10 protein-coding genes are annotated in these 13,304 nt (G+C 63.1%); 3 read left to right on the plus strand and 7 right to left on the minus strand.

The genetic code is table 11. The features are described from left to right. Positions 1–25: 25 nt before the first annotated feature. On the minus strand, positions 26–532 hold the full coding sequence (locus AFIDRAFT_RS00655) for a YciE/YciF ferroxidase family protein (protein ID WP_009337007.1): 507 nt from the start codon (positions 530–532) through the stop codon (positions 26–28). A gap of 353 nt (positions 533–885) precedes the next feature. Between AFIDRAFT_RS00655 and AFIDRAFT_RS00660 the strand changes: the two genes are divergently transcribed. Together AFIDRAFT_RS00660 and AFIDRAFT_RS00665 are read left to right on the plus strand one after the other, a co-directional pair. Then, on the plus strand, positions 886–1,938 hold the full coding sequence (locus AFIDRAFT_RS00660) for a lysylphosphatidylglycerol synthase transmembrane domain-containing protein (protein WP_009337008.1): 1,053 nt from the start codon (positions 886–888) through the stop codon (positions 1,936–1,938). A 46-nt stretch (positions 1,939–1,984) separates the two neighbouring features. Further along, entirely contained in the window at positions 1,985–3,949 is a 1,965-nt protein-coding gene (locus tag AFIDRAFT_RS00665; protein WP_009337009.1) for an SGNH/GDSL hydrolase family protein, read from the plus strand. A 50-nt stretch (positions 3,950–3,999) separates the two neighbouring features. Here the strand turns inward: AFIDRAFT_RS00665 and AFIDRAFT_RS00670 are convergent, their stop codons facing one another. The 3 genes from AFIDRAFT_RS00670 to AFIDRAFT_RS00680 all read right to left on the minus strand — a co-directional run bounded on the left by AFIDRAFT_RS00670 (position 4,000) and on the right by AFIDRAFT_RS00680 (position 5,989). Next, positions 4,000–5,028, minus strand: a complete 1,029-nt coding sequence (locus tag AFIDRAFT_RS00670) for an NAD(P)/FAD-dependent oxidoreductase (RefSeq protein ID WP_009337010.1) — start codon at positions 5,026–5,028, stop codon at positions 4,000–4,002. Between the two features lie 172 nt (positions 5,029–5,200). Then, a complete protein-coding gene (locus AFIDRAFT_RS00675) occupies positions 5,201–5,521 on the minus strand; it encodes a 2Fe-2S iron-sulfur cluster-binding protein (protein WP_009337011.1) in 321 nt (106 codons plus the stop codon). Between the two features lie 78 nt (positions 5,522–5,599). Continuing rightward, positions 5,600–5,989 (minus strand): Hpt domain-containing protein, encoded by a 390-nt coding sequence (locus AFIDRAFT_RS00680; protein WP_009337012.1) that lies wholly within the window; start codon positions 5,987–5,989, stop codon positions 5,600–5,602. A 352-nt stretch (positions 5,990–6,341) separates the two neighbouring features. Here AFIDRAFT_RS00680 and AFIDRAFT_RS00685 point away from each other — a divergent pair, with 352 nt between their 5' ends. Next, positions 6,342–10,607, plus strand: a complete 4,266-nt coding sequence (locus AFIDRAFT_RS00685) for an apolipoprotein A-IV repeat region-like domain-containing protein (RefSeq protein WP_009337013.1) — start codon at positions 6,342–6,344, stop codon at positions 10,605–10,607. A 63-nt stretch (positions 10,608–10,670) separates the two neighbouring features. On the opposite strand, the gene glk is transcribed toward AFIDRAFT_RS00685, so the two are convergent. The 3 genes from glk to AFIDRAFT_RS00700 are packed head-to-tail and all read right to left on the minus strand — an operon-like array spanning position 10,671 to position 13,303. After that, positions 10,671–11,651: a glucokinase gene (glk, locus tag AFIDRAFT_RS00690; RefSeq protein ID WP_009337014.1), complete on the minus strand. Its 981-nt coding sequence runs from the start codon at positions 11,649–11,651 to the stop codon at positions 10,671–10,673. After that, on the minus strand, positions 11,648–12,517 hold the full coding sequence (locus tag AFIDRAFT_RS00695) for an MlaD family protein (RefSeq protein WP_009337015.1): 870 nt from the start codon (positions 12,515–12,517) through the stop codon (positions 11,648–11,650). The genes glk and AFIDRAFT_RS00695 overlap by 4 nt, the downstream gene beginning before the upstream one ends. Positions 12,518–12,532: 15 nt before the next feature. Further along, entirely contained in the window at positions 12,533–13,303 is a 771-nt protein-coding gene (locus AFIDRAFT_RS00700) for an ABC transporter ATP-binding protein (protein ID WP_009337016.1), read from the minus strand. Position 13,304 lies beyond the last annotated feature (1 nt).

Raw genomic sequence — 13,304 nt, forward strand, 5'->3', positions numbered from 1 at the left:
CCTGCGTGGCGTTTTTTTGAAAGCCTCAGCTCGCGGCCTTCAGATTGATCTTGGATTCAGCAAGCGCGGTGAGCTTCTTGTCCACCGCGCGCTCCTCATCCAGCGTCTTCTGCAGAACCGACGCGCAATCGTTGCGGCCAAGCTGCTTCGCCCATGCGACCAGCGTGCCGTAGCGGGTCATCTCATAATGCTCCGCCGCCTGTGCTGCGTTGATGAGCGCGGCGTCGAGCACCTCCTTGTCGGCCACCTCGCCCGATACCTCGTCGGCTTCCTTGATAATGCCGTCGATCGCGGGGCACTTGACGGCCTTCGCCTCGACGCCGTGCATCTTGAACACCTGCTCCAGCCGCGTCACATGCCCCTTGGTTTCTTCAAGGTGCGACAGGAAGCCCTGTTTGAGCTGCGGATTGGTCGCTTTGTCGGCCAGCGTCGGAATGGCCTTCACCAGTTGTTTCTCGGCGTAATAAATGTCTTCGAGCTGATGCACGAACAGATCGTTGAGTGTCTTGATATCCTTGCTGAACAGTCCCATCGGCGGCTCCCTTTGATGTGTGGCGGCGGCGCCTGAACGCCACCGCCGGATTGTGTACTGTCCGCTCAACGAGGACCGGCGCCGCAGGTTTCTGGGAAACGAGCTTTTTTATGCAGACACGCCAAATCGCGGTTTTGGCGCAATTGAGCCGCTTTTGTCGTCGATATGACATGGACCAAAGCGAATCCGCCCGCAGCCCGCCTGTGTTCTCTTGCGTCATGTTGTCCGTTAAGGCTTGCTATGCAAAGCCAAAATGGCCTGTTTTTCCGGTCCATGATTTGCCATATGAATACCCGGCTAGGCCGTTTGCGTTCGTATCCCTCAATCGGCTCATAACGGTCGCCGGAGGATGAATGCAGGGTTTGCTTAGCGCGTCGCGAAGCGTGTTCGACAGATGGATCGGTTGGAAACGGCTCGGCATTCTCGCCAGCCTGACCATCGTCGTCATCGCCGTCCTGCACCTCGTCAAGACGCTGAAAGGGATCGATACCTCGGCGGTTCTGGCGGCTCTCGAAGACAAATCCGCCAGCAACATCGCACTTGCCGCCCTCTGCGTGTTCTGCGCGTTCTGCACCCTGACCTTCTACGATCTGTTCGCGCTCCGCACGCTGGGTAAATTCCATGTGCCGTACCGCATCGCGGCGCTGTCGAGTTTCACGAGCTACACCATCGGTCACAATATCGGCGCCACAGTCTTTACCGGGGGCGCGATCCGTTTCCGCATCTATTCGGACTGGAATCTGACGGCCATCGATGTCGCCAAGATCTGCTTTATCTCGGGCCTGACCTTCTGGCTCGGCAACACCTTTGTGCTCGGCATCGGTCTGATCTGGCACCCCGCCGCCGCGGAATCCATCGTCCTGCTGCCGCAGGTGGTCAATCAGTTGATCGGCATCGGCCTGATCGCGGGCATCATCGGCTATCTGTGCTGGCTCGCAGTCGGCCGCAACCGCCGCGAACTCGGCAAGGATGGCTGGAAGGTGGTGCTGCCCTCGGCGCCGCTGACGCTGGTGCAGATCCTGATCGGCGTCGTCGATCTCGGCTTCTGCGCGCTCGCGATGTACCTGCTGCTGCCGAACGATCCGCCGATCGACTTCATGTCGATGGCGGTCGTTTTCATCCTGTCGACCCTGCTCGGCTTCGCGAGCCACGCGCCGGGAAGCCTCGGCGTGTTCGACGCCGCGATGCTCGTCGGACTTAACCAGTTCGGCCATGAGCAGCTTCTGGCCTCGCTGCTGATTTTCCGCATGCTTTATTTCTTCATCCCGTTCGCGATCGCGATCTCGATCATGGGAGTAAGGGAGCTTTGGCTCAGCGTCATCCTGCCCTGGCAGCAGAAGCGCAAGGCCTGCATGAGCCCGGCGCGGGCAACAGTGCCGCCGCCGTCGCAGAACAGAAACGGCTGACGGGCATTGTATCCCTGCAACCGCAACATGCAGTGAAAACAAACTCATGATCCGCCGAACCACCGCCCTCTTCGCACTCGCCCTCGCCATCCTGTCATGGGCCGGCGACGCGCGTGCCCAGGACACAGCATCCCCACCTTCCGCGGGCGGCATCCAGATTTCATGGGAAGTGCGCAACCGCTTCCGGCTGTTTCGCGAAGAGCGCGATTTCCAGCTTCAGGTCGAAGCCATGTCTTCCGGCCGCAGCGTGCTCGCCGCCGAGGACGCGCTTGAGATTCAGAGCGACGGCCGCGGCTGGGCGCGCAACACGGTCGGCAGACTTTGCATCGATCCCAGCGGGCACGTCAGCAATCCCTGCACGCGCGACGGCGTGAAGGAGGATTATCTCGCGCCGGTCGATCATGCGGTGACGGTCAGCCTGACCGGCGCGGTGCCGGTCGGCTCGGTATGCGCATGGTCGTTCAACGACAATGAAGGCCCGCCAATCCAGACCACGCTCGACTGCTCCGAGCCGATCAACTTCCGCGTCCGCAATGGACGCACCACGATCGCCAGCGTCGATGTTTCGAGCGGCGGCAGCGACACGCCGCTGCATGATTCCACCCAGATCGCGGTCCGCGACATCCTGATTGCCGGTCTTGGCGATTCCATCGCATCCGGCGAAGGCAATCCGGACCGGCCGGTGGCGCTGGCCGACGACGGGTTCTGCTTCCGCTCGTATCTGGAAGGCTCGACCGGGCAATACTACCGGCCAAGCCGCAAGGGCTATAAAGGCGCGCGCGCCTGTGAGAGCGCGGCGGGCTCGAATGAACTGTTCGCCTGGCAGAAATTCGGCGCGCAATGGTTCAACGCCGCCTGCCACCGCTCGCTCTACAGCTATCAGACCCGCGCCGCGCTCGCGCTCGCCATCCAATACACCCACATCGCGGTGACCTATCTGCCGCTCGCCTGTTCGGGCGCCACCATCGACGAAGGATTGCTCGGCTCGTTGCCCGCGCGCGAATGCCTCGTCACCAAGACGGCAATGAACTGCGCGGGGACCGTCGGTTCGCAGGTCGGCGAATTGAAGGAGGCTCTCGCAGCAGCGCAGCGCCGTCAGCCCGAGCGCCAGCTCGACCTGCTGTTCCTGTCGATTGGCGCTAACGATATCAACTTCTCCGGCCTCGTCGCCGATGTGATCGTGGACAGCACCACCGAACGCACGCTGTTCAAGCGCAGCGGCATGATCGGAAGCGTCGAGGATTCACGCAGCACGCTGACGCGCACGCTGCCGCAGAATTTCCAGCGGCTGCGCACTGCCTTGAAGCCGCTCGTCGGCGGCGACCTGTCGCGCGTGGTGTTCGTGTCCTATGCGAATCCAACGCTGTTCAACGGCGCGCCCTGTCCCGGCGGCCTCGCCGGTTTCGACATTCACCCCGCCTTCAACGCAGCACCCGAGCGCCTCGCGAAGACATCGCAGTTCGTCGAGAGCGAATTCCTGCCGCAACTTAAGAACATCGTACTGTGCACCGGCGGCACGATCTGCAACGGGCCGCGCGATGCGATGACGTTCGTCGATCAGCATCAGGTCGCGTTCCAGAACCACGGCTTCTGCGCCCGCGCCGCCACCGATCCCGCATTCGATCAGCAGTGCTTTTCCGCCGAGGGCAAGAGCTTCAACACCGATATCGTGGCGGCGGCATCCAATCCGCTGACCTGCGGCCAGGGTGCAAGCAAGTTTCGCGCTTATCTGCCGCGCGCGCGCTGGATCAGGGACGCGGACGACAGTTACTTCACCGCGATGACCTATCCGCTCGCGGCGAAAACGGCGAGCCAGCCCACCGATATTCATGACGCGACATGGGGCGTGCTGTCGGCGGTGTATGGCGGCGCCATTCATCCGACCGCCGAAGGCCATGCCGCGATGGCGGATGCCGCGTGGCCTGCCGCCGCCGCAATCCTCGGCCTGCCGCCAGTCGAGGCCGACGTCACGCGCGAGCCAATCGACCCGATTCAACAATTGAAGCGATAAAGGCAAATCGATGAATCGCGCGGCAACGCAGCCGCGCGATCATGCGCGTCTCAGTTGACGCCGAGCTTCTTCTGCAGGCTCGAGGACGACGTGGTGTACTGGAACACGACACGCTTGTCCGGAAACACGTAACGGCTGGCCTTCTGCGCCATCAGCGCGCCTTCGTGGAAGCCGGAGAGGATGAGCTTCAGCTTGCCGGGATAGGTGTTGATGTCGCCGATGGCGAAGATGCCGGGGACGTTGGTTTCGAACGCCTCGGTGTCGACCGGCAAGAGATTGTTTTCGAGCTTCACGCCCCACTCCGCGACCGGGCCGAGTTTCATGGTGAGGCCGAAGAACGGCAGGATCGTATCGCAGACGACCGTCGAGACGGCATTATCGCTGCCCTTGACCTGGGCGCCCTTCAGCACGCCGTTCTCGCCTTCGAGCGCGGTGACCTGACCGATCTTCAGATCCATCTTTCCGTCCGCCACGAGTGCGCGCATCTGCTCGACGCTGTGGGGTGCCGCACGGAAATCGTCGCGGCGATGCAGCAGCGTGACGCGCTTGGCGATCGGATGAAGGTTGAGCGTCCAGTCGAGCGCGGAGTCGCCGCCGCCGACGATCAGCAGCTCTTTGTCGCGGAACTGCTCCATCTTGCGCACGGCATAGAACACCGAGGAGCCTTCATAGGCCTCGATGCCCGGCACCGGAGGGCGTTTGGGCTGGAACGAACCGCCGCCCGCGGCGATCACCACGACCTTGGTCTCGAACACCTTGCCCGCGTCGGTGGTGACGCGGAACAAAGGATCGCCGATTTTCTCGACGCTCTGGATCATCTCGTTGAGATGGAAGGTCGGATTGAACGGCTTGATCTGCTCCATCAGCGCCTCGGTGAGGCCCTGTCCCGTCACCATTGGGATGCCGGGAATGTCGTAGATCGGCTTTTCAGGATAGAGCTCGGCGCACTGGCCGCCGATCTTGTCGAGGATGTCTACGACATGAGTCTTCATGTCGAGAAGGCCGAGTTCGAAAACCGCAAACAGTCCGCAGGGGCCTGCGCCGATGATCAACACATCGGTCTTGATCGCTTCGCTCATGATGGTGTTTCGTCGCCGTAAATGGAATGGAAGCGGCTCGGGCCAAAACGGCGGCCGCTGTCGGCGTCTGTCTAGCCAAGGATCGCCGCCGGGGAAAGGGCTAAAATACCACCCCCAGCCATACATCTAACAGATTGTAAGGATAGAAGAATTCTAAGCAGGCAGCGGCCGCTCAGGCCTGCCGCTCAGGCGTGCGCAGCACGAGGCCGTCCAGTTCGTCGGTGACTTTGATCTGGCAGGACAGGCGCGAATTGGGGCGCACGTCGTAGCCGAAATCGAGCATGTCTTCTTCCATCGGCGAAGGCGGGCCGACCTTCTCCTGCCAGGCTTCGTCGACATAGACGTGGCAGGTGGCGCAGGCACAGGCTCCTCCGCATTCGGCATCGATGCCGGGAACAGCGTTGCGGATAGCGGCTTCCATCGCCGTCGCGCCGGCATCGACGTCAACAGTGCGGGTGGTGCCGGCGTGATCGATGAAGTTGATTTTGACCATGGATCTCTTGGATGCGGCAGTGAGTTCGCAGCAGTCTATAGCCGCTCCAACAGCGTCATACCAGCGTCAAGCCGCGGATTATCTGGATAAATTGCCGCCCGCGAGATGTGCGTCGATCGCCGCGAAAGCCTCATCCACGCTGCCCCGAAGCTGCTTGAACGCAGCCGCAAAGCCGCTGTGTTCACGCAATCCGCTCTCCAGCGCATAGGCCGCCTCGCCGACCTCGAAGGCACCGATTGCGCGCGCGGAGCCCTTCAGCGTATGCGCAAGCTCGGCGGCGTTTTCAGGTCGCGGAGCGAGTTGCGCGAGCAGATCGCGGGTCTGCGCCTTGAACATCTCCAGCACTTCGCGCTCGAGCCGTATGTCGCCGAGCGTCATGCTGCGCAGATAGGACAAGTCGAGCGGCATTGGCATCGGGACCAGCGGCGGCGAAGGCATCCAGGGAACCTGTTCGATTGAAAACTGCATCGCACCCTGCTCGCAGGACGGCCTAACCGCCAGCGAACACGGATTCGGTTAACGCAATCTTTCCAAACCGGGCCCGTCATCCCCAACACGATTTTGCCACAATTTCAGACGGCCGCTAAAACAGCGGCTTTGGCGGGGGTGGCCATGGCCGTGTTAACGATGATTAAAATGTTCTTAACGCGAACCATTTCATTCGATCCAATCAGCCAATAGGATGTTGGCGGAAATGGGGGACAAGCCACCATCCGCAGCAGTCATGGCCTGCGGGATGTGGCAAGGACGGGCTGGCGCGGCGGCACATGGTTGCGGCTCCCCTCTTTAAGTGCGTGAATAAACAAGGGCGTACCAGTAAATGGCGAAAAATTCGAAGGTCAAAGACCCAACTGAAGTCGCCCTCTCCGCGATTCAGGAAGCGCTGAACATCTCCGATCCATCGCAAGCGGCCGATGACCAATCGTCCCTGTCCAACGAACCTCTCCGCGCGCCCGAAAACGATTTCGGCGATGTCCGTTTCGGCCGTCAGGCCGCCAATGACGACCGCGAAGCCATCGGCGCGGTCCTCCAGTCGCTTCAGCGCGGCCGCCCCCGCCGCAGCGCCTATACCTTCGCCGCCATTTTCTCGGGACTGTGGATTGCCGCCGCGGGCTTCCTGATCGTCTCTTTCCTGCCCTCGCTCGAAGCCATGGTCGGCTCGAACGGCGGCGCGCTGGCTCTCGTCGGCCTCGCCTGCGTGTTCGTCACGCCCCTCATCCTGTTCTACTTCATCGCGAGCGTTTCCTGGCGCAGCCAGGAACTGAGCATGATCGCCCAGTCCATGGCGCAGATGGCCGTGCGCTTCTCCGAGCCCGAGCACGTCGCGAGCGATGCCATGGTCACCGTCGGTCAGGCGATCCGCCGTGAAGTCGCGGCGATGGGCGACGGCGTCGAGCGCGCCATTGCGCGTGCCGGCGAACTGGAAGCCCTCGTCACCAACGAAGTTTCTGCGCTTGAACGCGCCTACAGCGACAACGAAGTCCGCATTCGCGCCCTGCTTCAGGACATCTCCACCCAGCGCGACAACCTCGTCGGCCAGGCCGAGCAGGTTCGCAACGCGATCTCGGGCGTGCAGATCGACCTGCGTCAGGACATCGCCATCATCAGCGACGCCATCGCCGCGCGCGTGGACGAGGTGACGAACAACATCACCCACATGCTGGAAGAGCGCAGCGACCACATTACCGGCGCGTTCGCTGCTGCCGGCGACAACATGATCATCGCGCTCGGCGAGCGCGGCGGCGACCTGCTCGACCGCCTCGAGGAAGCCAGCAACCAGACCGCCAACGCGGTGTTGGAGGCGAGCGAACAGCTCACCGCCAACCTCAATTTCAAAACCAGCCACATCCACGACGAATTCGCCGAACTCGCCGACAACATCCATGAGTTGCTCAACGACCGCGTCGAGCGCATCACCGGCGACTTCGAACAGCGTGCCAATTCGATCGTCGACGGCATCACGCTGCGCACCGAGCAGGTTCACGACACCCTCAAGAATTCCGGCGACTCGCTGCTGAACGAGATGGAGCTGCGCTCCATCGACCTCGCCGCGAAGGTGGACGAGGCCAGCACCCGTCTTGCGGACCACATCCTCACCAGCAGCGACAAGGTGAGCGAATCCCTCGACGTCACCATCAACACGCTGGTCGCCAAGGTCGCGAGCCAGACCGAAAGCACGCACGAAGCCCTCTCCTCCCGCATTGCCTCGTTCGAGACGCTGATGCGTGAACAGGGTGGCGAGCTGGCCGAGAAATTCGCCCGCGACAGCGGCACGCTCGGCGCATTGATCACGCGTCACGTCGCGGAGTTCGACCGCACGGTGAAGACCTATGGCGGCGAGATCGTCGAGCGCATGGGCCAGCACACCCAGGGCATTTCCGACAGCCTGAAAGCCTATGTCGACACCTTCGACACGCGCGTCACTACGCATGGCGCCCAGATCCGCGACACCCTCGACGAACGCCTTGGCGTCTTCCAGAGCGCTCTCGATTCCCGCGTCACCACGCTTGAAGTGTCGCTCGACACCACGATCAAGTCGTTCGACAACACCATCGACCAGCGCCTGTCCGCACTCGAAAGCTCCTTCGACAGGCGCGCCGAGACAGTCACTCAGGCCATCGACGCACAGAGCACCGCTCTCGCCGATACTCTCTCTACCCGCTTCGGCGAGATGCAGAAGGGCATCGAAAACCACGCAGGCTCGGTTGCGTCCGATATCGAGGCCCGCGTTGTCCGCTTCGAGAACCTGCTCGACATCCGCGTCGAATCCGCTGCCAGCCGCGTCGAGGCGAGCGGGCAGAAGGCCAGCGAGACCCTGATTTCACGCACCGAAGAAATCACGCAGAGCATCAAGGCCCGCGTCGAGGATTCGGAGCGCTCATTGACCAACCTCGCCGTGGAAACCAGCGAAGCGATCCAGAGCGGCGCCCGCAACGCCCAGCAGTCGCTGCTGGCCTTGTCCGGCGAAGTCGGCTCGCAGTTGCGCGCCACCACGACCGAGATGGAGCGCACCATCCAGACCAGTGCGCGCGAGACCGAGAGCACCCTCTTCCTCGCCTCCAACAACGCCAGTGCCCAGATCAAGTCGGCTTCCGCCGAGATCGAGCGCACCATCGCCACCGGCACCGAAAGCTTCGGCCAGACCCTTAGCAACAAGGTCGAGGAGATCACCGGCGGCGTTCGCGAACAGACTGACCGCATCGCGGCCATCCTCGACGAGAAGCGTGCACCGCTCACCGAGGCCATCACCGCCAAGACCGAACAGCTTGCGGCGATCCTCGGCGACAGAAGCGGCCAGCTCAGCCTGATGATCGATGGCAAGAGCGCGCAGCTTGTCGAGGCGCTCAGCACTAAGACACACGAGTTTGCCCATACCATCAGCGGCGCGACCACCAGCGCGCTCAAGGCGATCGAGACCCAGAGCAGCGACTTCACCGTGCAGTTGATGAACCAGAGCTCGGACATTTCGCGCCAGATCACCGCCGCGAGCGAGTTGGCCACCGGCTCCGTCGGCAGGGCGCTGAAGGACGTCGAGACCAGCACCCGCGCTGCGATCGACCAGTCGCGCCAGGTTGCGACCGCCGCCGTCACCGAAATGCAGGAGACCAGCAAGATCCTGCGCACGGATACGGTCGCGCTGTTCGAGCGGCTGCGTGAAGGCAACATCCTGCTGCAGGAAGTGCTCACCGGCGCCCACGAAAACCTCAACTCGCTGGAGCGGGCACTGGTCACGCGCGTCGCCGATTTCGTCACCGCGCTCAACGATGTCACCAGCCGCAACAGCGCCTCGACGAGCGCGCTGGAAGAACAGCTGCGCACCTTCAACGAATCCACCTCCGGCGCGCTGGAAGGCCTCAGCAGCCTCTCGGCCCAGTTCGAGAGCCATGGCCGCCTGCTGTCCGATGCGGTTCGCACCGTCGAAGAGAGCAACGAGCGCACCTCGCAGTCCGTCGCCGAGCGCCAGAGCCTGCTGGAACAGCTCACCACCACGATCGACACCCGCACCCTCGATCTCGACGAGCGCCTCAACCGCTTCGTCAGCCTGCTTGAGGAATCGCTCAACGCCGCCGAGCTGCGCGCGCGCGATATCGCGCGTGTCGTTGCCGAAAGCGCCGGGGCAAGCTCCTCCGCGGTTGGCCGTCAGTTCGAAGCCGTTCGCATGGCTGTCGAGGACGAGCGCCGCCAGACGCTCGAGGCGATGGGCGAGATTTACGATCGCGGCACTCAGGATGCAGCCAGCATGTTCGCGGAAGCATCCGACAAGTTCAGCAACATCGTCCACTCGATGAAGCAGATGGCTGCCGAACTGCATCAGGAACTTGACGCCACCCGCGCCGATCTGCGCCGCGGCGTGCTGGAATTGCCGCAGGAAGCATCCGAAAGCACCGCGCAGATGCGCAAGGTCATCGTCGATCAGATCGAAGCCCTGGCCGAGCTCAACCGCATTGTCGCCCGCCATGGCCGCGGCCTCGACGTTGCCGCGACGACGCGTCAGGAAGAGCCCGCGATGGCCGTAGCGAACAGCCGCAACGCAGCCCCTGCGCCGCGCAGCCGCGACTATGGCAGCGCCTCGAACCTGCCGCCGCCGGACCTCGGCGCGCCGAACGGCCGCCGCACCGAAGCACCGTCCGTCAGCCCCGCCGGCTCCGATCAGGCGCGCGACGGCTGGCTGTCCGACCTGCTCAATCGCACCGACGCGACCGTCAACGAACGTGGCCGCTCCTCTCAGACGGCCCGCGCTCCGAGTGGCAATCCGCTGGATGCCCTGTCACTCGACATCTCGCGTCTGGTGGATCGCGATCTCGCCGCCGAGATGTGGGACCGCTATCAGCGCGGCGAACGCAAGGCCTTCAACAAGCGCCTCTACACGCCGTCGGGCCAGAAGGCATTCGATGAAGTCGCCCGCAAGTATCGCGCCGACCGCGCCTTCAAGCAGACCGTGGACCGTTACATCAACGAGTTCGAACGGCTGCTGGACGAAGTCTCGCGCGACGAGCGTGGCCCGGCCGCGCTGCGTGGCCACCTGACGTCGGAAACGGGTCTGGTCTACACCTTGCTCGCCCACGCCGCAGGCCGCCTCGGCTGACAGCCACGCGAACGAATGAAATAAAAAAAGCGGAAGCTCAGGCTTCCGCTTTTTTATTTGGTTTCAGGCATCCACCTCGATCGGCACATTGGCGAGCCCGAGCAGCGCCGGGGATTCTTCGAGGATCAAGGGCGTGGGAACGGTTTGCAACCATTCGCGGAAGCGGCCCTTGCTCTCGAACTGCGCACGGAAACCGGAGGCTGCAAAAGCTTCCTTGAAGCGCAGCAGAATGCCGCCCGCGATGTAGATGCCGCCCGTTGCTCCCAACGTCAGCGCAAGATCGCCCGCGACCGTGCCCAGTATCTCGCAGAAATGTCCGAACGCCTTCACACAGGTCGGATCGGTGCCGCGCATGGCGTGGTCGGTGACATCGGCAGGCGTCAGCGGCGCAGCCATCGCGCCCTCGATCTCGCACAGGGCTTGATAAAGATTGACGAGACCGACACCCGACAATACGCGCTCGGCGGACACATGACCGAACCGCTTGCGGAGAATGACGAGAATCCGGTCTTCCATCTCATTGGACGGCGGGAGGCTGACATGACCGCCCTCTCCCGGAATGAGCGTCCAGCGGTCGCCGTTCGGCACCAGCGCACCGACACCAAGGCCGGTGCCGGGACCGATCACGCCGATCGGCCCTTTCGCACCGGCATGATCCGGCCCGATGGCAAAGCAATCGGCCTTCGGCAGATAGGGGATGGATAAGGCCGCCGCGGCGAAATCGTTGAGCACACGAAACGCTTTCAGGCCAAGGCGCTGCCTCATGTCCTCGGCGGAGAACGACCATGCAAGATTCGTCATCTTGATCTTGTCGCCGCGCACCGGTCCAGCGACATCGATCACAGCCACCGAAGGCTTCTTATCCGGCGGCAGCGCAGCGAGGTAATCCTGCATCGCCTCGAACAGCGAATTGTATTTGCCGACATCGCTGCGCCGCTCATGGCTGTACGCGCCATGCTGCGCCAGCGCGAAGCGTGCATGGGTGCCGCCAATGTCTCCGATGACCCGCAGGTCATCCAGTCCTGCGCTTGCCGTGACGTTCATCGCGCCGGCGGGCGGTGCGGCCGTGCCGGTGCGGGGGCCGGCTGCGGTTGCGGAGGTGCCGTGCGGTTGTCGGTGGCACTGGCGCCGAACAGCACACGGGTCGGGTTGCGATCGAAATTGTTCACCGCGCGGCTGATGTCGCCGAGCGTACGGCGGCTGTCGGAAATCAGCGCCCGTCCGTCCGATGTCAGCGCCGCTGTCCGCTTGTCGAGGTTGTCCGCCAGTTCGCGGAACGAGCGCGCGGCCTTCTGCAACTCACCGCCCTCGCCGTCCTTGCCGCCCATCAGCGAATCCACGCCGACCATGATGCTGTCGATGCGGCTGGAATTGTCGGCCAACGCCTTGGAGAACGTCTTCAAATTCTCCATGCTGTCATGCAGCGCCGCCTGATTGTCGGTCACGAGCTTGTTGACGTTTTGCAGCGTCGCCCGCACCGCCTCACCGATGTCCATGATCGCGTTCGGATCCGCCGTCAGCGTCGGCACGCCGTCATCGGCCACCGGAATGCCGCCCGCCTCCAATGAGCCGCCCTTCAGCGACACCGCCGACACGCCGGTGAGGCCCGCGAACTCCAGTCCGACAAGAGTGTCGGCGCGGATCGGCGCGCTCTTGTCGACGGAGGCGATCACCACCACACGCTTCGGATCGTCGAGCTTGATCGAGGTCACTTCGCCGATCTTGATCCCGTTGAAGTTGACGTTGCCGCCGGTGCGCAGGCCCGAGGCCGCGCCCTCGAAGACGATACGGATCGGCGAACGCTGCGCGACCGAGCCGAGGTTCTGAAACCAGAACACGAAGCCGAACGCCGCCGCGATCACGGCCAGCGTGAAGGCACCGATCAGAAGATAGTTCGCCCGCGTTTCCATCACTCAAACTCCGGTCTACGCAATAACAGTACGCGCACGTTTGCCATGAAAATATTCCCGCAACCACGGATGCTGGGACGCCAGCATGTCGTCCATGGTGCCGACGAGCAGCACTTTCTTGTCGCCAAGTACGGCGATCCGGTTGCATGCGGTTTTCAGGCTGTCGAGGTCATGCGTTACCATGAAAACGGTCAGCCCCAAAGCGCGCTGCAAGGTCATGACGAGTTCGTCGAAATCACCGGCGCTGATCGGATCGAGGCCCGAGGTCGGCTCGTCGAGGAACACGATCTCCGGATCGAGCGCGAGCGCGCGCGCCAAGGCCACGCGCTTGATCATGCCGCCGGACAATTCGGACGGATAGAGATCGGCCGTCTCGGGTCGCAATCCCACCATGGTGAGCTTGGCGACGACGATTTCATCGAGCAATCGCTCCGACACTTTCATGAACTCACGGACCGGAAACTGGATGTTCTGCCGCACCGTCAGCGAGGAGAACAACGCGCCCTGCTGGAACAGCACGCCCCAGCGGCGCTCGACCGCGCTGCGGGTCTTGTCGTCGGCCTCGTTCATATTGATGCCGAACACTTCGATCGTGCCAGAGCGCTTCGGCATCAGGCCGAGGATAGTGCGGGTCAGCACCGACTTGCCCGCGCCAGACGGGCCGACGAAGCCGAGGATCTCGCCGCGCTTCACGTCAAGACTGAGCTTGTCGAGGATCAGCCTGTCGCCGAATCCGACCGTAAGGTCGCGCACCCGGATGATCGCGTCATTCGCCGCATTCGCCATC

Source organism: Afipia sp. 1NLS2, from assembly GCF_000178995.1.
Classification (GTDB): domain Bacteria; phylum Pseudomonadota; class Alphaproteobacteria; order Rhizobiales; family Xanthobacteraceae; genus Afipia.

Bases quoted from the DNA above. Each gene is read 5' to 3' on its own strand.
- AFIDRAFT_RS00655 (WP_009337007.1), bottom strand. From the start codon at position 532: ATGGGACTGTTCAGCAAGGATATCAAGACACTCAACGATCTGTTCGTG.
- AFIDRAFT_RS00660 (WP_009337008.1), top strand. From the start codon at position 886: ATGCAGGGTTTGCTTAGCGCGTCGCGAAGCGTGTTCGACAGATGGATC.
- AFIDRAFT_RS00665 (WP_009337009.1), top strand. From the start codon at position 1,985: ATGATCCGCCGAACCACCGCCCTCTTCGCACTCGCCCTCGCCATCCTG.
- AFIDRAFT_RS00670 (WP_009337010.1), bottom strand. From the start codon at position 5,028: ATGAGCGAAGCGATCAAGACCGATGTGTTGATCATCGGCGCAGGCCCC.
- AFIDRAFT_RS00675 (WP_009337011.1), bottom strand. From the start codon at position 5,521: ATGGTCAAAATCAACTTCATCGATCACGCCGGCACCACCCGCACTGTT.
- AFIDRAFT_RS00680 (WP_009337012.1), bottom strand. From the start codon at position 5,989: ATGCAGTTTTCAATCGAACAGGTTCCCTGGATGCCTTCGCCGCCGCTG.
- AFIDRAFT_RS00685 (WP_009337013.1), top strand. From the start codon at position 6,342: ATGGCGAAAAATTCGAAGGTCAAAGACCCAACTGAAGTCGCCCTCTCC.
- glk (WP_009337014.1), bottom strand. From the start codon at position 11,651: ATGAACGTCACGGCAAGCGCAGGACTGGATGACCTGCGGGTCATCGGA.
- AFIDRAFT_RS00695 (WP_009337015.1), bottom strand. From the start codon at position 12,517: ATGGAAACGCGGGCGAACTATCTTCTGATCGGTGCCTTCACGCTGGCC.
- AFIDRAFT_RS00700 (WP_009337016.1), bottom strand. From the start codon at position 13,303: ATGGCGAATGCGGCGAATGACGCGATCATCCGGGTGCGCGACCTTACG.